We start from the raw sequence: 25,864 nt of genomic DNA on the forward strand, positions 1-25,864 counted from the left end.
CCATACATACGATGGTTAGCTTTCTCAGCTTTATTTTCCAATAAACATTTGTGTCCAGTAGTTCCCTTCTGTTGTATGCCCAACGCCAATGTGCGTGTAGTTAGGACTTAAAATATTTTTCCTGTGGCCTTCACTATTCATCCATGCGTTCACGACTTCTTCTGCACTCTGCTGGCCCATCGCGATGTTCTCACCAGCTGAGTTATATGATACCCCAAAGTCCCTCATCATATCGAACGGTGAACCATAAGTAGGACTCGTATGTGAAAAATAATTCTTCGCCTGCATATCATTGGATTTTTCCTGTGCTACATTGCTTAATGCTGTATCGGGCTGCAGATTTGGCAAACCATTTTTTCTGCGCTGTTCGTTGGTCAGGTCAATGACTTTTGCTTCAAACGCACTTAGCTTGGTACCAGAAGGTGTTGCTTTTTGCTCTGGCGCCGGTGCAGCTTCCTCTTGCGGAGTTGGTGCTGTTCTTTCCTGTGGTGCCGGTGCTGCTTGTTCAGGGGCTGGAGTTGCCCTTTCCTGTGGTGCTGGTGCTGCTCCTTGTTCAGGGGCTGGAGTTGCTCTTTCCTGTGGTGCCGGTGCTGCTCCTTGTTCAGGGGCTGGAGTTGCTCTTTCCTGTGGTGCCGGTGCTGCTCCTTGTTCAGGGGCTGGAGTTGCTCTTTCCTGTGGTGCCGGTGCTGCTCCTTGTTCAGGGGCTGGCGCTGCTCCCTGTTCAGGTGAAGGAATTGCACCCCTTTGCAAGTCCGGTAGTTCTACACCTGTACGACGCTGCAATTCCGCAAGCATTTTATCTAGATCAGCTTGCTGCTCCTCCGTCAATTTCAGCCTACCCCTGTTCATCTCCATATGAGGATATTTCGAACTAGGTATTCCCGTGCTATAGGAATTCGGGTCGACTGTGAGAAATCCTTTACCATTTGGCATTTGCATTATTTCACTTGTTGCATTACCGCCATTTTTTGCTGCATTTATTTCTGCTCTGCGTTTTTGTTGCTTCATTCTATTTGCATCATTGTCCCAATAACCTGTTCGGTCATTTCCAAGGGTTGTCATTCTGTTGTCACGTATGTCCATCGCTTCATCATTATTGTTATTGCACGCAGCAAGCCCTAACAACATGACAGCTGACACAGTAATTATTTTTCCATGCTTTAATATATTCAACTTTTCTTTCCTCCTTGAGATTTCATTTATTACTTCCTTAGGATTTGAAAAATCGCAAGGAAATATATAATGAAAAATCTGAGAGAAATGTAAAAAGGCAAATCGTTTATAACGACCTGCCTTTTTCAAGCACTTCATTCATATCCATTGGTAGGCTTGCATTAAATAGTAATTCTTTGTCCAAGAACGGATGGACAAAACTTAATTCGCAGCAATGCAAAGCTTGTCTTGATACCTTATTTTTAACTCCGCCATATAAAGTATCCCCAAGCAATGAATGCCCTAAATAGCTCATATGCACTCTGATCTGATGTGTTCTGCCTGTCAATAACCTGAGGCTGACATGGGTGAAGTCTTCATAACGCTTTATAACCTCAAACAATGTACAAGCATACTGCCCATCGGGATGTACCTCGCGCTCGATGATGCTGTCTCGTTTCCTGGCAATCGGTTCTTCGATTGTACCTTTATCCATTTCAATAATACCTTCAGCAAGTGCCTCGTACCTCCGCTTAACACCACCAGCTTGCTGCTGCTTGCTGAATAAATGGTGGACATGGCTGTGCTTCGCAATCAATACTAGCCCGGAAGTATCTCGATCGAGCCTGGTGACAATGTGGGTTGTTGCAGAAAGATCTCCACGTTCATAATAACCGATAAGTGCACTAGCCAGGCTGCCGTATGGATGCTCCCTCGATGGAATTGTATTCATTCCTGACGGTTTATTGACTACCAGCAAATGCTCATCCTCATAAATAATCTCAAGTGGGATTTCCTCTCCCTTCAATCCCTCAGATGGAATTTCAGGTGGAAACTCAATTCTAACGTAATCAGTAGCTTTCAGTATGTATCTTACATTAACTTCCTGACCGTTAACCGCAATAAAACCGCCCTTGAATTTTATATCGGTAAGCGCAGACTTGGAAATTTCTTTCTCCTTGAGATATTCCCTAAGCATTTTACCCTGATCAGCAGCCCCGGCTGTATATTCCAGTGTGAAGTTCTTCCCCATATCAGCGGCTCCTGTCGTTCTCATTTCTTTTTAACAATGCTTTCATTTTAAAACAGATTGTGGGGTAGCTGTGGACTAGCTTGTTTTCTTGATCTCTTTGTGTCGCCAGTTTTGAAACACCATCTACACCGCAGTTCTTAGACATTTGGGAAGCTCCCCATCTTCAAAATGTTCCTTAAACTCTGGTTCTTAGACATTTTAGATGCTCGCCCTCATCGAAATGTCTTTTAAACGCTATTTCTTAGACATTTTGACCTTCTTCTGTCACCGAAATGTCCATAAAACTCTGGTTATTGTGACAGGTTTCAGGTCTAAGAGCCTAAAGCTGTCAAGAAAACGCGATTATTGTGACAGCTTTCAGCTTAAAGAGCACAAAGCTGTCAAGAATACACGGTTATTGTGACAGGTTTCAGCGTGTAGAGCCTAAAGCTGTCAAGAAAATGCGGTTATTGTGACAGGTTTCAGCTGGCAGAGCCTAAAGCTGTCAAGAAAACGCGATTATTGTGACAGCTTTCAGCTTAAAGAGCACAAAGCTGTCAAGAATACGCGATTATTATGACAGCTTTCAGCTTGTACAGCCCAAAGCTGTCAAGAAAACGCGGTTATTGTGACAGCTTTCAGCTGGTAGAGCCTAAAGCTGTCAAGAATACACTGTTATTGTGACAGCTTTCAGCTTGTAGAGCATTAAGCTGTCAAGAATACACGATTATTGTGACAGGTTTCAGCTGGTAGAGCCAAAAGCTGTCAAGAATACACGATTATTGTGACAGGTTTCAGCTTAAAGAGCACAAAGCTGTCAAGAATACACGGTTATTGTGACAGGTTTCAGCGTGTAGAGCCTAAAGCTGTCAAGAAAATGCGGTTATTGTGACAGGTTTCAGCGTGTAGAGCCTAAAGCTGTCAAGAAAATACGGTTAATAGACATTTTGACCTTTTTTCTCACTAAAATGTCTATTAAATTTTTCAGACGATTTCCTCCACCACATAGTCCATTTAACCCTGGTTCCTCACTCAATAGCATTTAATCACTGTCTGAAATAAAGGAATCATGTACCCTTTTCCAGAATGGGAACGGGCGGAAACGGGCGAAGCGGATTTTTTCATCTGCTACCCTGAATTGGATTGACTTAACGTCCTTATGCAATAGTGTCAAATGGTCAACTGTTACCTGGAAATCGGGTCTGTTAACAGGTTTTAGAGTACACGTATGATGGTCAGGAAGGATCAGCGGTGACCCTACTGTCCTGAAGACTCGATTGTTGATGGATGCCATTTCGGCAACCTGGATAGCCCTTAACGACGGGTGGAGGATGGCACCGCCCAATGCCTTATTGTAGGCTGTGCTTCCTGATGGCGTTGAAACGCACAAACCATCCCCGCGAAAGCGTTCAAAGTGCTGGCCTCTAATCTCAACATCCATTACAAGGGTGCCTTCAACAGATTTGACGGTCGATTCATTCAGGGCTAGATATCTTGTTTCTCTGCCGCCATGCTGGTATCTGATAATTACCTCCAGGAGTGGATATTCTATCACCTGGTAGGGTGTTTTGGCTACGGCAATGACTAGTTTTTCAATTTCCTCAGGAACCCAGTCGGCATAAAAGCCAAGGTGCCCGGTATGTACTCCAATGAATGCTGTTTTGTCCAGCCTGCTCGCATAGCGATGAAAGGCATATAAAAGCGTGCCATCTCCTCCCACGGAGATACAAATATCCGGCTGGTCTTCATCATATTGTAAATCAAAGTCCAAAAGATATGTTCTCATTTTATGCATCAACGTATTGGACCTGGAATCCCCTTTTGAAGTGATCGCAAATTTCATGTAATCAAACACCCCTGCATATCGGATTTAAACTATTTCTTCCCATCCTGCTGCATTTCTTTTTTCCTTGTGAAAAATGCCTGTGCATCCTGGATTTCTCCCCTGATCGTCGACATTTCTTCATCGAGCCGGAATGCGGCCTCTGCTGCGCGCTGCAGCCTGGTTTTTATGTCTTCTGGAAAAAGCCCCTTGTACTTATAATTCAGCGAATGCTCCACTGTTGCCCAGAAATTCATCGCCAAGGTTCTGATCTGTATTTCTGCGAGAATCTTTCTTTCACCGCGAATGGTCTGCACTGGATAACGGATCACTACATGATAGGAGCGGTAGCCGCTTGCTTTTTTATGGGAGATATAATCCCTCTCCTCGACAATCTCAAAATCATTCCGGCTTCTCAATTGTTCAACGACTATCTTGATATCATCCACGAACTGGCACATGATTCTCAAGCCGGCAATATCCTGCATTTCTGAATCAAGCTTATCAAGTGAAATTCCTTTTTGATGTGCCTTATCCAGAATGCTCGCAATAGGCTTTACCCTTCCGGTGACGAATTCAATCGGGGAATGGTCGGAATGGAGCTCATATTGGCTTCTGATTCCTTTTAGCTTTACCTTTAATTCTTCTACAGCATGCTTATAAGGTTCTAAAAATTGATCCCAGTGTTTCACATCAGTCACCTCATCCGGTTCTTTTCACGAAAGCTTAAGCGGAGGGTGCGGTAAAAACCTGTTCCACTTTCGCGACCATTTTCTCTCCATAGTTGCTGTTGCCAATTATATTTTCAATCAAATATTCCATTTCACTATGGAAGCCTTCGAGTTTAAGCTTGCCTCCATTATTAGTTAAGTAAGTTTCTGGTCCAGCCTGCATACCTTCTTGAATGACACTCCAAGTACCTGCAGGTATGGTAACATAATGATATCCATCTTCTTTATCAATAATATAAATAAATGATAATTGATCGGAATCAACAAGCATTTGCCCTGTTGCAGCAAAACTCCCAAGATCTGTCTCTATGTCTGTAGAGAGAAGCAATTCGTTATTTTCTAATTTTGCATCTGTAATTAAAATTTTTTGGCTCATTTCTTCAACCTCCATAATCTTTTTTATTTTATCATATCGAACCATTTTCTACTAAGGATTGAAGCAAACCTGAATTAAAGAGATAATAAAGAGAGCTTGTTGGAAAGGGCGGATAGATGTGAGCCACAATATTGAAATTGAATTTAAAAATATGCTGACAGAGGAAGAATTCCATTTCCTTGAAAAATACTTCAAATTAGAGCCAGACCAATTCAAAAAACAGATCAATCATTATTTTGATACGAGTTCCTTCACCTTGAAAGATCATGGTTCTGCATTAAGGATCAGAGAAAAAGGGTGTGAGTTCGAAATGACTTTAAAGCAACCTGCACAACAAGGGTTGCTGGAAACGAACCAGATACTAACGACTGGCCAGGCTGAGAAAGCCCTGTCATCAGGAAAGCTGCCAGACGGTGAAGTAAAAGATGCTGTTGTGAGATTAATCAAAGATACAGAGCCTTTGCAATACTTCGGTTCGCTCACAACTGTGAGGGGCCGAGTTTGAGTATAAAGAAGGATTACTTGTTCTGGACCATAGTTACTATTTAAATACAGAAGATTATGAGCTAGAATATGAAGTGACAGATGAGACAGAAGGATATAAGATTTTCTCTGAATTATTGGATGAATTAAAAATTCCTCTTAGAGCAACCGATAATAAAATCAAAAGATTTTACACCGCAAAATATAATCTTTTACAAGAATAGACACCAGGCAGGAGAATTATGATGAACGTTGACCAGTTAAAAGTCATGCTTGAATTGCAGGCGCTCCAAAACTTCAACCAGCCGCCTACCAGCCAATCTGGTAATAGCCTATTTCAAGAGATGCTTTCCGGCATCCTCAGTGATCAAAGCAATGCTTTGGGCGCCACTGCAACAAGGCTTGAAGAGTTGTTTGACAACGCGCCAACAGCGGTTGACTCTTTCGATTTAGTAAAACCAAACATTGGACAAATGCTTCCGCCTATTCAACTGACGAAAGTGGCGGCCAAAAGCCATGCTGATTTTGATGGAATCATTGATAAAGCTGCTTCTCTGTTCAATATTCCAGCCAAGCTCATTAAGTCGGTTATTCAAAAGGAATCGAATTTTAACCCAAATGCCGTGAGCCATGCAGGCGCCTCTGGACTTATGCAATTAATGCCTGCAACAGCAAGAGGCTTGGGCGTTAAAAATGTATTTGATCCAGCAGAAAATATTCTCGCAGGCAGTAAATACCTTCGTCAAATGCTGGACAAGTACGACAATAATATCGAACTAGCACTTGCAGCATACAATGCAGGACCAGGAAATGTTGACAAATATGGGGGAATCCCTCCTTTTAAAGAAACGCAAAACTATGTAAGGAAAGTCACGGATGTCTTTTACGGATAAAAATCGCCTTCATAAGGATAATATTCCCATTGGTTTTGGCTGCCTGTCAGTGGTAACAGGTGGCTTTTTTGTGTACATTAGTAATGCAATCATTAAAAGAAAAGCGCAAGCACCTTGATCAGCCCCGACACACTGTCCGCCTCTAAGCGCCATGTCCTCCAAAAGCTACCGCTTTCGGTCGTACGATGACTTGGTTCGAAACTTTCCTTCCTGGCTGGCGGGTTTAGCACATCGAGTGCCACGGCGGTCTGCCAGAAGAAGACACTCTTTGGCTTCATTGGCAGGACAGAAACGTCTCAAGGAGTTAGGAGTCGCAGCTAGACAAGCGACTCGAGTGGTTAGTTGTATTGAGCTCGATTCTGATCTTTGTTCAAAAATCTATATTTTCTATCCATTTAAACCCGTTTTTATAGAACTCAAGACGATTTGTTTGAGATATAAATTTAGCATTGCTACAATAAAAAGCATAACTATCAAAGCAGAATGAAATTTCTAAAATCTATTTAAAAGGAGTTATCAATATGGTTGAGAATAAGACCTTACCATTCGAAGCCATTGGCGAAGGGACACTTCACCGCCTGGTCGAGGTTTTTTACCACCGCGTTGGAATGCATCCTGATCTTGCTCCTATATTCCCGGATGATTTAACTGAAACTGCCAGAAAACAAAAGCAGTTTTTAACTCAATATTTAGGAGGGCTACCCCTATATACCGATGAACATGGCTATCCAATGCTTCGTGCAAGACATCTGCCGTTCGAAATCACGCCGACCAGGGCGACAGCATGGCTCGCCTGTATGGTTGAATCCATGGATGAAGTTGGGCTTAAAGGACCTGTAAGGGAAGATTTTTATGCAAGACTATACCTGACCGCCCAGCATATGATCAATACACCAGATGGCGAAACTGGTGATAACACATGAAACTGAGTCGGGAAAACCTTTTGAGCTATGACCCATCAGAGTTTTGCCATAGCTTGGATAAAAAGCCTATCGAAATTTATATGTTTGTCGACCCGCTCTGTCCGGAGTGCTGGGCACTTGAGCCAATCATCAAAAAGCTCCAGATTGAATACGGCAAGTATTTTTCCATACGCCATGTATTAAGCGGCAAACTTGCCACACTTAACATGGGCAGGAAAAAACGTTACGAAACAATTGCGGAGCTCTGGGAAAAAACAGCAAGCAGAACAGGCATGTCTTGTGACGGATCGCTTTGGTTTGAAAATCCGGTGTCCTCCCCGTATTTAGCATCGATCGCCATAAAATCAGCCGAGCTTCAGGGGAGAAAGAAAGGCATCAGGTTCCTGCGCAAGCTTCAGGAAGTACTATTTCTTGAAAAACAGAATGTCTCGAACTTCGAGGTGCTAAAAAATTGTGCGCGAAGTGTCGGTTTAGACGTAGAGGAATTCGTAACCGATATTCATTCTGAAACAGCAGCAAAAGCATTTCAGTGCGATTTAAAAATAACGAATGAAATGGATGTCCAGGAAATCCCGACTTTCGTATTTTTTAACGCAAATGTTGAAGAAGAAGGCATTAAGATTACCGGTCTTTACCCATATGAGGTATACGTGCAGATTCTTGAAGAAATGCTTCAGGAAAAGCCAGATGCGGCCAATCCGCCGATCCTCGAACAATTCCTGAACCAATACAAAATGGTCGCCTCCAAGGAGGTAGCAGTTGTCTATGACATGACTGTTCAACAGGCAGAGAAGGAACTAAAGAAGTTAATGTTAAAACAAAAAGTTGAACAAATCCCTGCTAAATATGGAGTGTTCTGGCGTTATCTTGAAGGATGACCGTGCATATGCACGGTCATTTTAATTTCGGTCGGTTTCATATTTCTCCCTCTCCTCCAGAACGACACCAAAAAATGTTGTGAAGACTGACCCCATAAAAATGCGGTTGGTCGAATTAATTGGAAAAGTGGTCGAAATAACCAAGAACTCGCCAATATATTCCGAGATGTGGTCGAAAAAATCAAAAACCCCACAATATATTCCGAGGTGTGGTTGAAATATTAACCTCCCACTGCTGCCTCTATTGTTTTCAGCTAATAATACACAGAAAAAGGCCTTGCAGCTCTCCAACTGCAAGGCCTTTTTGCTATTTTATACGAACAAAGGGGATGGGAGAAATTTTTCACGGTCAAACAAAGGGGTAAATGTTTGCTTGTGATCAACTTCACGCCATAAATATACCATACCATTGCATCTTCTCACAATAACCTTGTGTGTTATTTCACAATATTGTCAAATCCCATTCATGAATGCCTGGACGGAAGCATATATATGAATTAAAAAGCTATCCGGAGTGATTCAATTGGATAAAATAGGTCTTTTCCTTATGGCTCTATTTCTAGTTTCTTCATTTATCATTCACATTCTAGGATTAATGCATCTCTTACCTTTGTATCTCACTTCTCCTATCCTCTTTTTCGCTTTGTTTATTTTACTGATATATTTAAATAACCGAAAAAAGTTCAAAGGTTTTTGATTTTTCCCTAAAAAACCGGCCGCATACTCTGCGGCCGGTTTCGTTTATTGTATCAGGAAACATACATTTACTTCTAAATTTATTTAGCTCAAGCCACTAGCCTCTCGAGAAGCCTTTTAACAATTATGAAAGCAACGCTTCCATTTCGTTCAGCTTTTCTTCAAAAACTTTCAATGCATCTTCGATTGGTTTAGAACTTGTCATATCGACGCCTGCTTTTTTCAGTACTTCAATTGGATAATCGGAGCTGCCAGATTTCAAGAAATCAATATAGCGTTCAACTGCTGGCTGCCCTTCTTCAAGAATTTGTTTGCTCAACGCTGTTGCTGCACTGAAACCAGTTGCATACTGGTAGACATAATAATTGTAGTAGAAATGCGGAATCCTTGACCATTCAAGCCCGATCTCTTCATCGATAATGATGTCCTCTTCACCGAAATACTTTTTGTTGAGCTCGTAGTAATCCTTTGTCAATGAATCAGCTGTTAACGCCTCGTTATTCTGTGCCTTCTTGTGAATCATATGTTCAAATTCAGCGAACATAGTCTGTCTGAATACTGTTCCCCTGAAGCCTTCGAGGTAATGATTCAGAAGATACAGACGCTTCTGCTCATCATTAATTGTTTTTAGCATATAGTCATTCAGCAATGCCTCATTGCAAGTAGAAGCTACTTCAGCAACAAAAATAGAGTAATTGCCATAAGGATATGGCTGAGTCTTCCTCGTGTAGTAACTATGCACAGAATGGCCGAACTCGTGAGCCAGCGTAAACAGATTATTAACATTGTCCTGCCAGTTCATCAGGATATATGGATTTGTGCCGTATGCCCCTGAAGAATAAGCTCCGCTGCGTTTTCCTTTATTCTCATAAACGTCCACCCAGCGATTTTCGAATCCCTCTTTTAGGATATTGTTATATTCATCCCCAAGTGGCTCTAAACCTTTTAGGACATATTCCTTTGCTTCCTCATATGGAATCTCCATTTTCACATCCTTAACAAGAGGTGTGTAAAGGTCATACATATGAAGCTTTTCAAGGCCTAATACTTTTCTGCGAAGCTTTACATATTTGTGCAACAGGTGCAAATTATCATTCACCGTATTCACAAGGTTTTCGTAAACACTCTCAGGGATATTGTTGGCTGAAAGTGCGGCATGCCTGGCAGATTCATATTTACGAATTCTTGCATTAAAGTTATCCTTTTTGACATTCCCACTCAATGTGCTGGAAAAAGTATTTTTAAAGCTGCCATAAGTTTTGTACACAGCTTTGAAAGCATCTTCTCGAACCCTGCGGTCCTCACTTTCAAGGAAACGGATATAGCGGCCATGCGTGATTTCCACTTCTTCTCCGTTTTCGTCCTTGATTGAAGGGAATTCCAAATCAGCATTGTTGAGCATTCCGAATGTATTCGAAGGTGAGCTCATCACCTCTGAAGCTTGAGCAAGGAGAGCTTCCTCTTCAGCGGATAGCACATGCGGACGCTGAAGATTGATTTCCTCCAATGCTGCATGCTCATAAAGCTTTAACTCTTCTTTTTCATTCAAGAATCCCTTGATTTTATCTTCATCAACAGCCAGGATTTCCGGCACGATGAAGGCAAGTGCGCTTGCAGCCTGAGAATACAAATTCTTGATGCGGTCATCAAGCCCCTGATAGAAGGAATTTGTTGTGTCCTGATCATAGCGCATGTGCGCGTATGTATATAGTCTGCCTAGACGCTCAAGCAATTTATCCTGCAGCTGGAGAGCATTATAAAGCTGTTCAGCACTTTCACCAAGCTTGCCTTGATACTCCTGAACAGAGGGAAGCAACCCTTTAACTTCATTGAATTCTTCTTCCCATTGGTTATCGACCGCAAAAATATCCTCCAGCCTCCACGTATTTTCTGTGGAAACCTCGTCCCTAGCTGGTAATTTCTTTACTGTAGATTCGTTTGACATATGGATCCTCCTTACAACATTTCGGAATTCGAAAAACTTTTCTAGTAACATATATTCGCTAATGGTTTCTTATTTCCTTCTATAAAATTAAATAAGGAAAAAGTTTTTCTTTTAAAAGGTTTGCATTCTAACTACCCTATTTTACGCAGTCTTAACACATTTCATGTTAGTGGAATATTGATTGTATAATTTCATTTCGGTACTTGTTGAAAAAGTTGGCTTCTGAATTGATTTGTTCGTCAATTGTCCCCGGGATAATAATTTTTCGGAGTACTCTCACTTTACCTGAATTGATTCTTTCCAAATAGGAAACCTTGGTTAAAAGAAATACATATTCAGCAAGAGCATACCAATGATCTTTTTGCCTAGCAACAGGCAGAGTTCGAAGTTTGATTTCTTTCCTTCTCACTCGCCTATTAAAGGCATCCCTGATTTTTGCATAAAGGATGATGTCCCCCTTTTCATAATGGCGGAATACATCTATGTAAAGGAATGTCTGCCATATGAGTGAAGGCGTTTCAATATATGGGCTAGAGCGGACAGGAAGGCCGATTTCGGATGGAAGTGTAAGAATACTAAGGTGATTGCGATAGAGTTCTTTCAGAAAAGGATTTTGCCATGCTCCGGGGGAAGTTACGTAGCGGGATTTTAGTTTTTGATTTTCAGCTAGCCATATCTTTAATATAGGGAATGGCGTATCGATTGGGCTCAGAAGATTCTCTACCGAATACTGATGAAGTGAGTTCACTACCATATTCGTGATTGTCTTTTTGGAAGTGATCGGAATCGTTCCATTCAAATTGATGAATTGCCCTAACATCGGACAAAAAGCAGGGATATTCCAGGAGTTCCTTGTCTGCCTGATGAAGAGATAGAGGAAGTTATTCATTGATACAATATTATGTTTCTTGCGCTTGACCAAGGTTTCAGCAGCAATCCAAATTGGAATTACACCATAATGCAAATAAGTTTCCGTCCTTTTCACAAAAATTTCTTCCGGTATAACTGAACATTGGAATTCAATTGCATATTTTTGGTTTTGCAGCTTAAAAGCAATGTCTGGTTTCTGTTTCATTTGTTGGTCAAAATGTTCAAGTTCAGCTTGGATTCCTTGCTTTTTCAGCCAATTGAATAGCTGAAGCTTTCCGGATAGATGATATTCAGATTCACGATCATACTCATATTGACAGCTGCCTCCAGCCAAATGAGAAAAGTGCCAAATCTTCTTGCTTCCGAGTTTCATAGCCACCTCTTCTCCACATTCAGGACAGTGGAACTTTTCCCGCGATCTTATTTCTATTAAATCACTTTTTTCCCACCTTTCACCTAGTGATAAACTTGTACCATCGCTTTTATTCGCCACTAGCACATTCGATGCGCCTCCTTTCATTAAGAACAATTCGAGTCCGTAGCGATAATCCCTTTTTAATTTATAAAGGTTTATAAAGTGTTCACAAATTAAGAAAAGCGCAAGCGCCTTGGTTAGCCCCGACAAGCGCTGGAGGGCTGACCGGTGAAGTCGTTCTTTGACTTCATTGGCAGGACCGAAACTGAAAGGTATAGCCACTTCCCAGAAACGCAGAAACTGGAGACTCCGACAAAGAAGCGCTTTTTGCTTCTGCCGGCGGAGTTGAAATTTTCGGAGTTTCTAGGAGGCGACACTAGACTAGCGTCTCGATGAGTTAGGATCCGTAGCTAGACAAGCGACTCGAGGGGCTAGGCGCTGGAGCTGGACATTTCTCGAAGTGAAAGTTATACTTTCTTATCTCTAAAAAAAAATAACCCGGATCTGCATCCGGGCGTCTAAAGCATAGGCGATAACAATCTCGACGTGGATTCGAGAAGTCTGTAGCCTATGTGGCGTTTATTGAAATCATCCATGACTATTTCGGTTGAGTCGAGTACATCGTTCTCATATTCTTTAACAAGTTTCGCCGTGCTGCTGGTTTTGTACAGGAAGGCGTTGACTTCGAAATTTAAGTGAAAGCTTCTCATATCCATATTGGATGTACCGATGGAAGCAAGCTCACCATCAACGATGACAATTTTGCTGTGCATGAAACCTTTTTCGTATTCATAAATCTTCGCACCCGCTTCGAGCAGTTCAGGAAAATACGATCTCGAAGCAAAGAACACGATTCTTTTATCTGGCTGCTTTGGCACAAGGAGCCTGACATCCAGGCCACTTAGTGCCGCAACTTTAATTGCGCTGAAAATGTCTTCATCAGGGATGAAGTATGGTGATGCAATCCATACTGATTTATCAGCTGAAGAGATCATTGAAAAAAAGATATTTTTGATGACACTCCATTCATTGTCAGGTCCGCCGGCAATCATTTGGACCCCTCCATGAGTGTTAGCCTGCAAGGTTGGGGAGAGATAATCCGAAGTCAAAAAACTTTTATTCGTCATATAATACCAATCTTGCAGGAAAATCAGCTGCAGGCTGCGGACTGCTTCCCCTTTTGCCATGAGATGAGTGTCTCGCCAAAAACCGAAGCCCTTGTCTCTCCCAAGATACTCATCACCGATATTCAGACCACCGACAAATCCAACGGTTCCATCAATAACAATGATTTTCCTATGATTTCTGAAATTAAACTTACTGTTCAAGAACGGCAGTCGTACAGGACCAAATTCAACTACTTCTACCCCTGCTTCACTCAAGTCAGAAATATATTTTTTCGATAGCTTCCAGGAACCAACTGAATCAAATAGGAACCTAACCTTCACGCCTTTTCTTGCTTTGCTGATTAAAACTTCTTTAATATCTTCACCAATTTTATCGTGCCTGACAATGTAATATTCCATATGAATATGGTGGGTAGCTTTTTTTAGTTCTTCAAGTATATTGCTAAATGTTTCATCCCCATTTGTCAGCACCTTGGTGGAAGTAGCAAAAGAGATAGGGCTGTTCCCCAGCTTCTGGGCAAGGGTAAACAGGCGGCGGTGGTCCTCTTCCATGTCAAGCATTCTTGCCTTGTTGACCCTTTCTGAATCTCCTTCGATTTTTGAAAAAGCTTTTTTATCGAGGAAGTACTTGCGCCTGAACATCTTTTCCTTCCGTTTATTCCTGCCGAATAATAGATAAAAAATAAAACCGACAACCGGGAAGCCGCCAAGCACGACAATCCATGTCAATGTCTGGGCTGGATGCCGATTCTCAAGGAATATCACAAAGCTGATAAAGATGACTGTAAGTGACATAAATATACTGATATACCCAAGATAGACTGCATCAAGTTTTTCATAAAACAAATAATAAATGCCGGCTAGTATGAATAAGAAAGTTAAGACGCGCACTGTGTTTTTCATTAATTCCACCTGTTTTCTCTCTCTGGATTATTCCTTCAATCAGAATTAGGAACTTTAGATATATATACGTTTCAAATAAGTGAAGAGATTCATACAAATTATATCAAAAAAAAGCGCAAGAGACTCGTTCTGCACCGACAAGCGATGAGGCGGGATTAAGAAAAGCGCAAGCGCCTTGGTCAGCCCCGACAAGCGCTGGAGGGTCTGCCAGTGAAGTCGTTCTTTGACTTCATTGGCAGGACCGAAGCGACTCGAGGGGCTAGGCGCTGGAGCTGGACACTAATCTAAGTGCAAAAATTTTATACGCTTATTCAGTAAAAAAACCGATTTCATCACTGAAATCGGCCTTCCATCATGTAAAATGCTTTCTAATGACACTAAACACATCATCATCGATAATCTTATTACCATATTCATCGAGACGGTGAATTGTAACTGACGACTCCTGCCCATACTCAAGCAGAACGCTTAATATATTATCAATTTCCTCTTCATCCTCGAAATCATGTTCAGGAAATTCAATATATAAATAATACTTGTCATCATAGCTGTAAAAGCTTGTTTTGACTTTGTCTATACCTGACCGTTTTGAAAGTGAAATAACATCTTCGAAATCCTTGAAGTATAGCAGGAATTCTAAATCATCCTCAAAGGCAGGATCAGCATCATCAATCCCCTTTGGATTGAATTGATGGTCAAGCAGCTCTTCGATTCGTTCATCGACTGGCAGATCCTTGAGCTTATCATTTGGTAGCGGCAATTCAAACTTAGGACCATCCTTCGATAGCTGTGCCTTTGTTACCAAAACCTCCAGACCTTTTTCAAGCGCCTGAACCTGAATCCATAAAGGACCTTCAACAGCAAACTCTTCCTCAGCATGCACCTCATCCATCATTTCCCAGAAAAGTTCTTCACTGCGATCACGGTTATACCAGATTTCTTCCCGGTCAAACCCGCGCTCTTCTATGTCCATATATGAAATATAGAACTTAACCGTATTCTCATTAATACGCTCGATTTCCATTCGCTTTCTCTCCCTTCCAGGCAAAGATTTGAAGGGACTAAATACCCCCAAAAAAGCAGTTGGTCTTTATTATTTACCCTTAATAAATAAGCCTAAATCACCTTGATTTACATAGGGGCTGTGTAATAAGAAATAAAGGTTCTTGTACTTTTTATTTTATGTTATATTAAGCCATTTTGGAAACAAAATATACACCCATTTTTTTTAAAGGGTTAATTTATGATTTTGTCTGGATCCACTGACTATTGATTAGGCTTGGGCATAGGCACGAATAAGCTGCCTTATCTCAGGGTTTTCTCCCTTCACCTGCCATCAGTCAAGTGACCGAAAAGTTATTGGTTTTTTATCATACATAAATTTTAAAGTATTCTTCATATTTTAGCAGAAATACACTTATATTACAATTTGTCTGCATGCCTAGAGGCCTTTCCGATGTGCTCTTTCATAGAAAATAAAAAGCCCCCAAAAGGGAGCGAAGATTTGTTCTATTAATTGACTAAACGCTGAGCTTCGCGCAACTGGAAAGTACGCACTTTGCGCGGCAGGAATCGTCTGATTTCGTCTTCATTATATCCAACCTGAAGGCGCTTTTCATCAATGATGATTGGGCGGCGCAGCAAGCCAGGATTTTCTTTGATAACTTCGAACAGTTCTTGTAAAGGCATGGATTCCAAATTCACATCAAGCTTTTGGAAAGTCTTCGAGCGGGTAGAGATAATCTCATCCGTTCCATCTTCAGTCATTCGAAGTATTTCCTTTATTTCATCAATAGATAATGGCTCTGAGAATATGTTTCTTTCAGTATATGGAATCTCATGTTCTTCAAGCCATGACTTTGCCTTTCTGCAAGAGGTACAACTTGGTGAAGTGTATAAAGTGACCATTGTTAATTCACACTCCCTTAGATTTACTTATATATTATTTGCTTTAAATGAGCTGTCATTTCTTAAATAATAATAAGTTTAATTTTATAATTCATATTGTTTATTATACACCATGAATGTAATAAAAGGTATCCCTTTTCATAATTTAATCCGGGTATTTATGTAAGGATTTTTTTGCCCTTCTCTATATATAACGAACGAAATTGAAAAAGGTTTCAATAAAATTTATATTTTTCATCACCCTCTGATCTGAATCTATATAAATATTCGTACTATTCTACTCATTTGTGTCCGTTAAACTCTCATTTTCATAATTTAATTATATTTACCCGATTGCTAAAGACTCAAACCATTTAATTTAAAAAAGTTTTATTCTCATTTAATTAAAGCAAAATGAAAACGCAACCAGGTAAATACACTGGTTGCGTTCTGGCTTATATATCCTGGAGCAAATCATCCCGTTTATCTTCTACAGTCAAAACTTCCTCAACAGGCTGGTACGATTCTCCGTAAAACTTTTTGTCTTTATACGTATGAATCATATTATAGGTCTTCTTCATCGACTCATATACTAAATCCTCAGATGCCTCATCAGGAGACCAATAAAGGATTTCCATCTCATTGATTTCCTTCGTTGCTAGCGACCGGCGTCTGTACCCAATAGTCCTGGCATGCTCGAAGCCTTCCCGCTTGTAAAAACGAAGACGTTTTTCCGTATCTGTATCTTCATAGTTAACCGGTTCAACCTCAAGGATAATTGGTTTACCCTTTTCTTTGAGTTTCTCAATCAGCTTATGACCTAAACCCTGGCCTCTCGTCGTCTTGGAGACGAAAAGGTAATCAATGAAGACAAAATCATCCGTTTCAACGTACATGAGTACATGTCCCGGACCTTCATCCTTATGGTAAATCTCTGGCCTTTCCTTTAAAAGCGTTTCCATATGTTCCTTTGACTTCATTTCCTCTATCGGGAAATACTGATTTAATTTCTCATACCAATGCATTGCTTATCTCCTTTTATTTTTATTCCTTCCTGATAAGCACCCAGCTTTTCTTATATAATCATGATCATAATACTTGTATTATTTTTTCTTTATAAAGTTCTTTTCATACACAGTCAATTCTTTTAAAATAAAGATGTAAGGGGATCATGAATTATATTTATCACAAAATCACTTTCAAGACTTAGTGAAAAAAAAGGTGGAGGTTTATCATGGGCGGTTACATAATGGATTTAACTATCGTTGCTTTACTTATTGTGGGCATTACCGCGACAATTGGTGTAATCACTAATGGAATAGGAACCAGATTCTTTAGTGGCAATAAAAGAAATGAATTCGTTGATCAATCAACTAGTTTACAAACTGGTTGGAAAAATGTCGGCGGCAGCAAGAAGTAATCCACATCCCAACTGTTATTATAACTTATATTGATATCGATAATCTAATGATATGAAAAGCCTGGAACGAATTTTTAATTCTTCCAGGCTTTTTATATCGTATTAGAAGTATAAGTTTCTCAACAGAAAATTTGTCCAGCTCCAACTCTTGTTGTGGCTGAACAAGGTGATTGTACTTTTTCGACTTCCAGTTTATGGTGTGTAATCAACATTTGGTGAGTATCTGTTGCTTGCGTTCCATAATAAATATTCGTTGATACCCTGATCTTTCAATGCCTTGATCTGATCTTCGACTTCCTTTTTCCCGTAGACAAGATAATTTCCACTGCCTAACCAGGAGGCTGTAAAATCTTGAAGCCATGGTCGAGAAACAGGCGGGGTCTTTAATTCAGCAAGTTTTTGATTTTCCATTTTTGCGTATTCTTGAACGAGACGGTATGGCTCTGTGTCAGGCTTGGCAATTCCAAAATAAGAAGTCCAGTGACTTGGATAAATCATTGAAGAAATGACATCTACATTCTCTGATATTTTCGAGAAGTTCTGCCCGATTCCTGGTGCTTCAGGAAGTGTTGCTGTATAGCCGAAGATATCTACAGATACTTTTACATCATACGGCTTCAGCTCTTCCCTAGCGTAGGAAACGAAATCTGTTACCGCCTTGACCCGCTTCTGCACATTATCCATTTCAACATCCTTGTAGTCCCCCATTGAATATTGAAGTGTTGAGTCTCTACGTTCAAAACCTTCAGGAAAACGTACATAATCAAATTGGATTTCCTGGAAACCCATTTTTGCTGCTTCGATGGCAATTTGAACGTTGTAATCCCAAACTTCTTTAACAAAAGGATTTACAAACGATTCTCCTCTGCCATTTTTCCAAACCTGGTTACCGTCCTTAAAAGACCACTCCGGCTTCTTGTTTGCCAGGGCTGTATCCTTAAAAACGACTACTCTTGCAATAGGATAGATCTGCTTTTCTTCCAAAGTTTTCAATAGTTTTTTTGGATCTTTTATATACGGTTTTCCAATCTCTTTGAAAGGGGAATCTTCATCTGGTTTGTATGTAAGATATCCATGATCCTCTTTTATGTCAATAACCATTGCGTTTAAATCAGTCTCATCAACAAGTTTCGTTAAACTACTAAACCTCTCTCCTCCAGCTGAATTTCCGGTTACATAGATTCCCCTTACAGCATCAGGATATTTAAAAGAATAACCTGAATCAAATTTGAACCTTGGCATCTGCTTTGGTATTTCCCTAACCAGAGACTGATGTTCCCTGACTGGTAGTTTTTCTGTTTCATTTGCTTTCGATTCAGCAAATACTGTACCTCCGGTTTGTGAAAAAGAGGCAGCCAATACTACTGCTGCTGCGATTTTTTTAAACTGCACAAACACCTCTCCTTTCAAAAATCATGCCCGCCTTAATAGCAGTGTCTTTATAATATGATTCTATAATTCTATTTTACCCACTTTCGACAGATTTAGATATTATAGAATAAATTTTTCACTTGGAATTTATTCCCTAACCTAAAATCCAAGATTCACATCAAATAAGAAAAGCGCAAGCGCCTTGTTCAGCCCCGAAAAGCGCTGGAGGGCCGACCGGTGAAGTCGTTCTTTGACTTCATTGGGCGGAACGAAGCGACTCGAGGGGCTAGGCGCTGGAGCTGGACAATAATCTAAGTACAAAGATTTTATACTTTTTTTATTCAAAAAAAAAAAAAAAACGATCTCATAATTAGAGATCGTTAAAGTCATTTAACATATTGTTGCTGATATTGCTTCAGTTCTTTTTCTGTACAATAAACATAGTGCCCAGGAACAACTTCGCGCATTTTCACTTCTTCTCCATCTGCATACTGATGTACAGTTGGATCATAGGTTTTGCGTCGTCGCGTGCGCTCAGATTCTGGATCTGGAAGCGGGATCGCAGAAAGCAATGATTGTGTGTATGGGTGAAGCGGGTTTTTGTATAGCTCTTCAGCTGTTGTTAACTCAACCAGCTTACCAAAGTACATTACACCAATTCGATCGCTGATATATTTTACCATGGAAAGATCATGTGCGATAAACAAGTATGTTAAACCTTTTTCACGCTGCAATTTCCTCATCAGGTTGACAACCTGAGCCTGGATGGAAACGTCTAGAGCGGAAATTGGTTCGTCTGCGATAATAAATTCCGGCTGCACGGCAAGGGCACGTGCAATCCCGATACGCTGCCTCTGTCCACCTGAAAACTCATGAGGATAACGGTTGGCGTGTTCTCTATTTAAGCCAACTGTTTCAAGCAGTTCATATACCATTTCCATTCTTTCTTGCTTGGTTTTTGCCAGGCCATGAATATCGATACCCTCGGCAATAACATCGGATACTTTCATCCTTGGATTCAAGGAAGCATATGGATCCTGGAAAATCATTTGCATACTTCTGTTGAATCTCTTCAAATCTTTTTTATTCTTCTTGCCGTGAACGTTTTCTCCCTTGTAAAGGACCTCTCCATCTGTCGCTTCATAAAGCCTGATTATTGTTCGGCCAGTCGTGGACTTACCACATCCTGATTCTCCAACCAATCCAAGAGTTTCTCCTTTAAAGATATCAAAAGTAATTCCATCAATCGCTCTTACTTCATTAGGTTGACCCATATTGAAGTATTGCTTCAGATTCTTTATTTCAAGAAGCTTTTCTCTATTTTCCATCAGCCAGTCCTCCTCTTACAGTTATTTCGTGCCCATGAATTTGCGCATTCTGCTTTTCACAGCTTCCGGCGGTTCTACCTTAGGAGCATCTGGATGCAACAGCCATGTAGCAGCATAATGTGTATCAGACACTTTAAACATTGGAGGCTGTTCTTCTAAGTCAATTTGCATTGCATATTCATTTCGAGGTGCAAAAGCATCTCCTTTTGGCGGATGCAATAAGTTTGGCGGTGTACCAGGAATTGCGTAGAGCTCTTCATCTTTAGAATCCAGGCTTGGCATTGAACTGATCAATCCCCAAGTATAAGGATGTTGCGGATTGTAGAAGACTTCATCCACAGTACCAATTTCGACAATTTTCCCACCATACATTACTGCTACCCGATCTGCAACGTTCGCAACAACACCCAGGTCGTGAGTGATGAAAATAATTGAAGTATCAATTTTTTTCTGCAAATCTTTCATAAGTTCCAGAATCTGCGCCTGGATTGTTACATCCAAAGCCGTTGTTGGTTCATCTGCAATAAGAACCTTTGGATTACATGCCAGGGCAATAGCGATAACCACCCTCTGTCTCATTCCGCCTGAGAATTGGTGCGGATATTGTTTGACACGCAACTCAGGTTTAGGGATACCAACCAGCTTCAAGAGCTGAACTGCACGTTCTCCAGCTGCTGATCTACTCATGTTTTGATGCTTGATCAAAGGTTCCATGATTTGTTTTCCAACTGTCATTGTTGGATTCAATGATGTCATTGGATCCTGGAAAATCATAGAAATATCCTGACCACGGATTTTCTGCATTTGTTTGTCGCTCAACTTAGCTAAGTCTTTGCCTTCAAACAAAATCTCACCTTGCTTGATTTCAGAATTGCCAGGAGGCAACAATTTCATGATTGCTTTAGTCGTTACTGATTTACCAGATCCAGACTCACCAACTATCGCAAGGGTTTCTCCCTTTTTCAGTTCAAAGTTCACACCGCGGATCGCTTGTACTTCGCCCGCGAATGTATGGAAGGAGATATTTAAATCTTTAACCTCTAAAATATTTTCCATAATACATTCACCTGCCCCTTAATCGCGCATTTTCGGATCAAGCGCATCGCGCAATCCGTCTGCCAGCATATTGAACGTGATCATGATGATACTGATGATAATAGCTGGAATTATCATCTCATGTGGGTGCAATCTTAGCACTTTAAAACCTTCATCAATCAATGTACCGAGTGATGCATATGGATCCTGAAGACCAAGTCCAATAAAGCTTAGGAATGCTTCAAAGAATACCGCATTTGGAATCGTGAACATTGTATTGATAATAATGACACCAGCAAGGTTTGGCAATAAGTGTTTGGAGATGATTTTGCCATCGCTGTTTCCAAGAGTTTTAGAAGCGAGTACAAATTCCTGTTCCTTAAGCTTCAGTGTCTGTGCACGTACCACACGGGCCATTCCTACCCAGCCTGTAATCGTCAAGGCAACAGTGATAGAAATAATACCAGGTTTCAAAACAAGGATCATCAAGATAACAACAATCATCGTCGGAATACCTACTAGGACTTCGGTAATCCTCTGCATCACGTTATCCAATCTCCCACCGTAATAACCGGATATCGCGCCATACGCAACACCTATTATCATATCAATAACTGCAGCCAAAAGCGCAATGTACAAGGAGATTTGCGTACCTTTCCAGACACGTGTGAATAAGTCACGACCTAAAACATCGGTACCAAACCAGTAGTACTCTTCTACTTTTTTGACTTCATACATATCGATTTCTTTTCCTGCTTTATTTACCTTCACACCGTCAAACGGAAGCCAGCTGATATTCTCCAGCCCCTGGATTTTTGGTGGCAAATTATTATGCCTTACATTTTGAGTGTCGAATTCCTTGCCGCTGATAACTGGTCCAAGAAATGCCATAATGACCAAAAGTGCCATAACAATCAAACTTACTAGCGCACCTTTATTTTTGCGGACACGCATCCAAGCATCCTGCCAGAAGGTTAAACTAGGCTTATTAATTTCCTCGCTCTTGCCAGAATCGATATCCGCCGGCCTAAAACGATCTTTCGGAATTTTCGTTTCAAAGTCAGCCATTACTTATTACCTCCAGACAGCCTGATACGTGGATCGATGACTCCATAAAGAATATCCACAACAAGGATGATAACTACAAATAATGCAGCAAATAAAAGGGTTGTTCCCATGATAACAGGGTAATCATTAAGGGTAATTGATGTCACGAACTGTTCGCCTAGACCAGGAATCGCGAAGATCTTTTCAATTACCAGTGAACCCGTCATCAATGCGATTGCCAATGGGCCTAAAACTGTTACCAAAGGAATTAGCGCGTTCCTTAAAGCATGCTTAAAGGCAATCTCAAAGAAACTTGCACCCTTAGCTTTTGCCAGCATGATATAGTCAGAACCTAAAACCTCAATCATTTCGGTTCTCATAAATCGGGCAGCGATAGCGATCGGCAGCATGGATAGAGCGATCGTTGGAAGGATTGTGTACTCAAATCCTCGCCAGAAAAGTACCGGGAACCAGCCAAGTTTTACCCCAACATAATATTGCAGTAATCCAGCGAACACGAAGTTTGGAATAGATTTACCTAATACCGCAATAAAAGTTGAGCTGTAGTCGACCCATGTATTTTGTCGTAGTGCTGCAAATATCCCAAGTAAAATACCGACAATCGTACCTAAGATCATTGCTTGTGCACCTAGCTGCATGGAAGGGCCAAGACGGCCGATGATCATATCAGTAACAGACCTGTTATTGAATTGAAAGGAAATACCTAAATCCCCTTGCAGCAGGTTTCCAAGATACTTGGCATACTGCACAGGTACCGGCTGGTCAAGACCATATTTCGCTTTCATGATTTCCAATTGTGCCGGACTCAATTTGTTCGCACTAGCAAAAGGCGTTCCTGGGATGATTTTCATTAAGAAAAATGTTAGGGACGCAATGATGAATAGAGTCAAAAACATATAAAGTACCCTTTTGGACAGGTATTTTGCCATATCTGTGCACCTCCTGTATTATTTCAATTTTCCCTATTATTCGACAAATGCTCTACAGGGAAAAAGAGAGTATATCTAGATATACTCTCTTTCTATCCTCAGAATTATTACACTCTGAAATAAGAAATTTCTTCAGTTATTATTCTTCGCCTTCGATTGTTACCCACTGGAATGAGTAGTCAGGACCGTAGTTGTAGATCGCTAGACCTTTAACATTAGGGTTAAGAAGGATGTTAGCTGCACGCTGGTAAACAGGTGCTAGACCAGCATCTTCTTCAAGCATGATTCTTTCAGCTTCTTGCTGTGCTTCCCATTGAGCTTTTTCGTCAGTAGCAAGTTTGCCTTGAGCATCCTTGATCAACTGATCGTATTTCTTGTTTGTGTAACCCATTCTGTTGCTTCCGCCGTTAGTGATCCAAAGGTCAGTGAACGACAATGCGTTACCGTAGTCAGGACCCCATCCAGCGAATTGAAGATCATAATCCATAGCGTTGTCACGATCTAAACGAATTGCGAAAGGAACACTTTCAAGATTGATTGTCAAACCAGGAAGGTTTGTTTCCAATTGGTTCTTGATGTATGAGTCAGTCTTCTTAGCTGCTTCAGTGTCTCCACCAAGGTAGCGAAGCTCTAGCTTATCTACACCAAGTTCCTTAAGACCAGTTTCCCAATATTTCTTTGCTTCTTCAGCATTGAAAACAATCAGGTCGCCGTTCTTTTCACGGAAATCTTCACCATCAAGAGTTACGAAATCTTTTGGTACAAAGTAGTTAGCAGCAACTGAACCGTTGTTCAGGATGCTCGCAGCTAAATCATCTTTGTTGAAGCCCATTGCGATCGCTTTACGGATGTTAACATTAGCAAGTGCCTCATTCTTCTGGTTCATCTTGATCCAGAATACTGTTGCTTCCATCCAGCTAAGCATGCGCTCGTCGCCATCGTATGCAGGGACAAGGTCAGAAGAAAGCAATCCAGTCATGTCTGTTTCGCCAGCTTCAAATGCGTTTACTGCAGAGTTAGAATCTTTAACGACGTTTACAGTGATCTTTTCAAGTTTAACTTTATCAGCACTGTGGTAGTTAGGGTTCTTAGTAAGTACCCACTCTTCAGCGTCAGTACTTTCCCAAGTTTCCATTACGAATGGACCGTTGTAAAGTAAGTTTTCAGCATTGCTTGCAAACTTATCGCCTTTTTCTTCAACAAACTTCTGGTTTTGCGGATAGAATGTTGGGAAAGCGAAAAGGTCTTGCCAATAAGCGATTGGCTTTTCAAGAGTTACTTCTAAAGTCTTGTCATCAAGAGCTTTGACGCCAAGTGTAGTTACATCGTAAGCTTCTTCTTTAGAACCAGCTTCTGTGATTGCTTCTGCACCCTTGATTTTGCCGCCCATCATGTATGGACCATAAGGAGAAGCAGTCTTAGGGTCGATTGCGCGCTGCCAAGCAAATACGAAATCGTGAGCAGTTACAGGCTCCCCGTTAGACCATTTTGAATCGATTAGTGTGAAAGTGTAGACTAGGTTGTCGTCACTGATTTTTGGCTCGCCATCCGATAGTGCAGGAACTGGCTTGTGGTTCTGGTCAAGGCGGTAAAGACCTTCACCTACGTTGTTTATGTAAGTGAAACTTGTAGAACCTTCAGCAAGGACTGTGTCCATAGTTGGAATCGCAGAAGAATCCAACATTCTTAATTCTTGTGGTACACTAGATGTTTCGTCGCCTGTCTTTGCATCACCATCAGGCTTTTCGTCTCCAGCATTGTCATCTCCGCCGCTACATGCAGACAGGATTAACGAGAATACTAGAGTCAAAATCAATAGAAGTGAAAATTTTGACTTTTTCAAAGTTATGCCCCCTCTTTATTATTGTTTTCTGAAAACTTTTTACATTCCCTATTATACATAGAAAGAATTAAATGTTCAATATTTTTGCGTGAAAAATTTACAACATTGAAACAATAGTAATAAATTTCCTACTTGATTTGTGTTATAATAGTGACTTATAAGCCTTTTGAAGGCAAAATCATGTTGAATCTTATTGTAATATTTGATAATTTTCATGGGTTTATTCTTAAAATTACTTTTATGAAATAACAATATAAGGGAGATTTAGAAAAATGCGTAATAGATTTGGGAAAATCTTTTTAGGATTTTTAAGTTCTCAGTTTTTGGTTTTTATTCTCTCACTAATCTATCAGCAAAGCATAACCCTGCTTAGTTATATAAATTTCTCTTTTTACATTGCAAGCGTGCTGCTTTTTACATCATTAATAATTTTTACGGTCCATTCAGGTTTTTTTGACGCAATATCCTATTCATTCAGAAGTGTTTTCGCAAGTAAAGACGAAGGTGGAAAGAAGAAGTCCTTTGATGAAATGACTCCCTTATCCAAACTGATCACTTTAAATGCGAATCCTCTTTTAAAGGTTGGACTTTTAAACTTGATGTTAATGTTTGCAGCACTGTTTATTTATTATTTGTAAAAAATGCCGCAGGTACTCTTGCTTATCATGATTGTTTTGATTATAATCATTTTTAATAAAACTTTAAAAGCAATGATGAAGAGTAGTACACTTGTTCAAGGCTTTTCAGAGAGTTTGTG

Annotated in this window: 26 protein-coding genes and 1 other annotated feature (1 of these 27 cut by a window edge); of the genes, 8 read left to right on the plus strand and 18 right to left on the minus strand. The window is 40.6% G+C overall.

Annotation, left to right across the window (positions count from 1 at the left end):
- Positions 1–30: 30 nt before the first annotated feature.
- The 6 genes from LC048_RS25090 to LC048_RS15005 form a co-directional block, all read right to left on the minus strand.
- The gene (locus tag LC048_RS25090; RefSeq protein WP_371931907.1) at positions 31–1,173 is read right to left on the minus strand and encodes a CAP domain-containing protein; all 1,143 of its coding nucleotides are present in this window, start codon (positions 1,171–1,173) and stop codon (positions 31–33) included.
- Positions 1,174–1,279: 106 nt separating this feature from the next.
- Positions 1,280–2,185, minus strand: coding sequence for an RluA family pseudouridine synthase (locus LC048_RS14985; protein ID WP_226600226.1), 906 nt, complete (start codon positions 2,183–2,185; stop codon positions 1,280–1,282).
- A 1-nt stretch (position 2,186) separates the two neighbouring features.
- Positions 2,187–2,330 carry a hypothetical protein gene (locus LC048_RS14990; protein ID WP_226600225.1) on the minus strand — a complete coding sequence of 48 codons (144 nt, stop codon included), beginning with the start codon at positions 2,328–2,330 and terminating at the stop codon, positions 2,187–2,189.
- Between the two features lie 876 nt (positions 2,331–3,206).
- On the minus strand, positions 3,207–4,007 hold the full coding sequence (locus LC048_RS14995) for an NAD kinase (RefSeq protein ID WP_041968178.1): 801 nt from the start codon (positions 4,005–4,007) through the stop codon (positions 3,207–3,209).
- 32 nt (positions 4,008–4,039) lie between these two features.
- A complete protein-coding gene (locus LC048_RS15000) occupies positions 4,040–4,678 on the minus strand; it encodes a GTP diphosphokinase (RefSeq protein ID WP_226600224.1) in 639 nt (212 codons plus the stop codon).
- Positions 4,679–4,712: 34 nt separating this feature from the next.
- Entirely contained in the window at positions 4,713–5,093 is a 381-nt protein-coding gene (locus LC048_RS15005; RefSeq protein WP_226600223.1) for a UPF0738 family protein, read from the minus strand.
- 118 nt (positions 5,094–5,211) lie between these two features.
- Here LC048_RS15005 and LC048_RS15010 point away from each other — a divergent pair, with 118 nt between their 5' ends.
- The 5 genes from LC048_RS15010 to LC048_RS15025 all read left to right on the plus strand — a co-directional run bounded on the left by LC048_RS15010 (position 5,212) and on the right by LC048_RS15025 (position 8,270).
- Entirely contained in the window at positions 5,212–5,598 is a 387-nt protein-coding gene (locus LC048_RS15010; RefSeq protein WP_371931908.1) for a CYTH domain-containing protein, read from the plus strand.
- Between the two features lie 22 nt (positions 5,599–5,620).
- Positions 5,621–5,800: a CYTH domain-containing protein gene (locus LC048_RS25095; protein ID WP_371932069.1), complete on the plus strand. Its 180-nt coding sequence runs from the start codon at positions 5,621–5,623 to the stop codon at positions 5,798–5,800.
- Between the two features lie 21 nt (positions 5,801–5,821).
- On the plus strand, positions 5,822–6,469 hold the full coding sequence (locus LC048_RS15015; protein ID WP_226600387.1) for a lytic transglycosylase domain-containing protein: 648 nt from the start codon (positions 5,822–5,824) through the stop codon (positions 6,467–6,469).
- Between the two features lie 521 nt (positions 6,470–6,990).
- Positions 6,991–7,392 (plus strand): globin domain-containing protein, encoded by a 402-nt coding sequence (locus tag LC048_RS15020; protein ID WP_306047991.1) that lies wholly within the window; start codon positions 6,991–6,993, stop codon positions 7,390–7,392.
- Positions 7,389–8,270, plus strand: coding sequence for a ClpXP adapter SpxH family protein (locus tag LC048_RS15025; protein WP_226600220.1), 882 nt, complete (start codon positions 7,389–7,391; stop codon positions 8,268–8,270). The genes LC048_RS15020 and LC048_RS15025 overlap by 4 nt, the downstream gene beginning before the upstream one ends.
- Before the next feature lie 820 nt (positions 8,271–9,090).
- Here the strand turns inward: LC048_RS15025 and pepF are convergent.
- Both pepF and LC048_RS15035 read right to left on the minus strand, forming a co-directional pair.
- Complete coding sequence (pepF, locus tag LC048_RS15030; protein ID WP_306047992.1) at positions 9,091–10,911, minus strand: oligoendopeptidase F; 1,821 nt, start codon at positions 10,909–10,911, stop codon at positions 9,091–9,093.
- A 166-nt stretch (positions 10,912–11,077) separates the two neighbouring features.
- Positions 11,078–12,280 carry a competence protein CoiA gene (locus LC048_RS15035; protein WP_226600218.1) on the minus strand — a complete coding sequence of 401 codons (1,203 nt, stop codon included), beginning with the start codon at positions 12,278–12,280 and terminating at the stop codon, positions 11,078–11,080.
- Between the two features lie 144 nt (positions 12,281–12,424).
- Here LC048_RS15035 and LC048_RS15040 point away from each other — a divergent pair, with 144 nt between their 5' ends.
- Entirely contained in the window at positions 12,425–12,592 is a 168-nt protein-coding gene (locus tag LC048_RS15040; protein ID WP_226600217.1) for a hypothetical protein, read from the plus strand.
- A gap of 122 nt (positions 12,593–12,714) precedes the next feature.
- On the opposite strand, the gene cls is transcribed toward LC048_RS15040, so the two are convergent.
- From cls to LC048_RS15060, 4 genes are all read right to left on the minus strand, one after another.
- On the minus strand, positions 12,715–14,226 hold the full coding sequence (gene cls, locus LC048_RS15045; RefSeq protein WP_306047993.1) for a cardiolipin synthase: 1,512 nt from the start codon (positions 14,224–14,226) through the stop codon (positions 12,715–12,717).
- 352 nt (positions 14,227–14,578) lie between these two features.
- A complete protein-coding gene (gene mecA / locus LC048_RS15050) occupies positions 14,579–15,250 on the minus strand; it encodes an adaptor protein MecA (RefSeq protein ID WP_226600215.1) in 672 nt (223 codons plus the stop codon).
- A 488-nt stretch (positions 15,251–15,738) separates the two neighbouring features.
- Positions 15,739–16,134, minus strand: a complete 396-nt coding sequence (spxA, locus tag LC048_RS15055; protein ID WP_226600214.1) for a transcriptional regulator SpxA — start codon at positions 16,132–16,134, stop codon at positions 15,739–15,741.
- A gap of 434 nt (positions 16,135–16,568) precedes the next feature.
- The gene (locus LC048_RS15060) at positions 16,569–17,138 is read right to left on the minus strand and encodes a GNAT family N-acetyltransferase (protein ID WP_102261878.1); all 570 of its coding nucleotides are present in this window, start codon (positions 17,136–17,138) and stop codon (positions 16,569–16,571) included.
- A gap of 209 nt (positions 17,139–17,347) precedes the next feature.
- Here LC048_RS15060 and LC048_RS15065 point away from each other — a divergent pair, with 209 nt between their 5' ends.
- On the plus strand, positions 17,348–17,533 hold the full coding sequence (locus LC048_RS15065; RefSeq protein WP_214908629.1) for a hypothetical protein: 186 nt from the start codon (positions 17,348–17,350) through the stop codon (positions 17,531–17,533).
- 192 nt (positions 17,534–17,725) lie between these two features.
- Here LC048_RS15065 and LC048_RS15070 read toward each other — a convergent pair whose 3' ends face one another.
- The 6 genes from LC048_RS15070 to LC048_RS15095 all read right to left on the minus strand — a co-directional run bounded on the left by LC048_RS15070 (position 17,726) and on the right by LC048_RS15095 (position 25,107).
- Positions 17,726–18,925 carry a putative glycoside hydrolase gene (locus LC048_RS15070; protein WP_226600213.1) on the minus strand — a complete coding sequence of 400 codons (1,200 nt, stop codon included), beginning with the start codon at positions 18,923–18,925 and terminating at the stop codon, positions 17,726–17,728.
- Positions 18,926–19,290: 365 nt separating this feature from the next.
- Positions 19,291–20,232: an ABC transporter ATP-binding protein gene (locus LC048_RS15075; protein WP_226600212.1), complete on the minus strand. Its 942-nt coding sequence runs from the start codon at positions 20,230–20,232 to the stop codon at positions 19,291–19,293.
- Between the two features lie 21 nt (positions 20,233–20,253).
- Complete coding sequence (locus LC048_RS15080) at positions 20,254–21,288, minus strand: ABC transporter ATP-binding protein (protein WP_226600211.1); 1,035 nt, start codon at positions 21,286–21,288, stop codon at positions 20,254–20,256.
- Positions 21,289–21,306: 18 nt separating this feature from the next.
- The gene (opp3C, locus tag LC048_RS15085) at positions 21,307–22,335 is read right to left on the minus strand and encodes an oligopeptide ABC transporter permease (protein ID WP_226600210.1); all 1,029 of its coding nucleotides are present in this window, start codon (positions 22,333–22,335) and stop codon (positions 21,307–21,309) included.
- Positions 22,335–23,264 carry an oligopeptide ABC transporter permease gene (gene opp3b, locus LC048_RS15090; protein ID WP_226600209.1) on the minus strand — a complete coding sequence of 310 codons (930 nt, stop codon included), beginning with the start codon at positions 23,262–23,264 and terminating at the stop codon, positions 22,335–22,337. The genes opp3C and opp3b overlap by 1 nt, the downstream gene beginning before the upstream one ends.
- 139 nt (positions 23,265–23,403) lie before the next feature.
- Positions 23,404–25,107, minus strand: a complete 1,704-nt coding sequence (locus tag LC048_RS15095; protein ID WP_226600208.1) for a peptide ABC transporter substrate-binding protein — start codon at positions 25,105–25,107, stop codon at positions 23,404–23,406.
- Positions 25,108–25,379: 272 nt separating this feature from the next.
- On the opposite strand from LC048_RS15095, the gene LC048_RS15100 reads away from it, so the two are divergent.
- On the plus strand, positions 25,380–25,745 hold the full coding sequence (locus LC048_RS15100) for a DUF3899 domain-containing protein (RefSeq protein ID WP_226600207.1): 366 nt from the start codon (positions 25,380–25,382) through the stop codon (positions 25,743–25,745).
- Positions 25,746–25,808: 63 nt separating this feature from the next.
- Positions 25,809–25,864, plus strand: a binding site (T-box leader) (it continues 173 nt past the right edge of the window).

It is taken from the genome of Mesobacillus subterraneus, assembly GCF_020524355.2.
In the GTDB taxonomy this organism is placed as follows: domain Bacteria; phylum Bacillota; class Bacilli; order Bacillales; family Cytobacillaceae; genus Mesobacillus; species Mesobacillus subterraneus_C.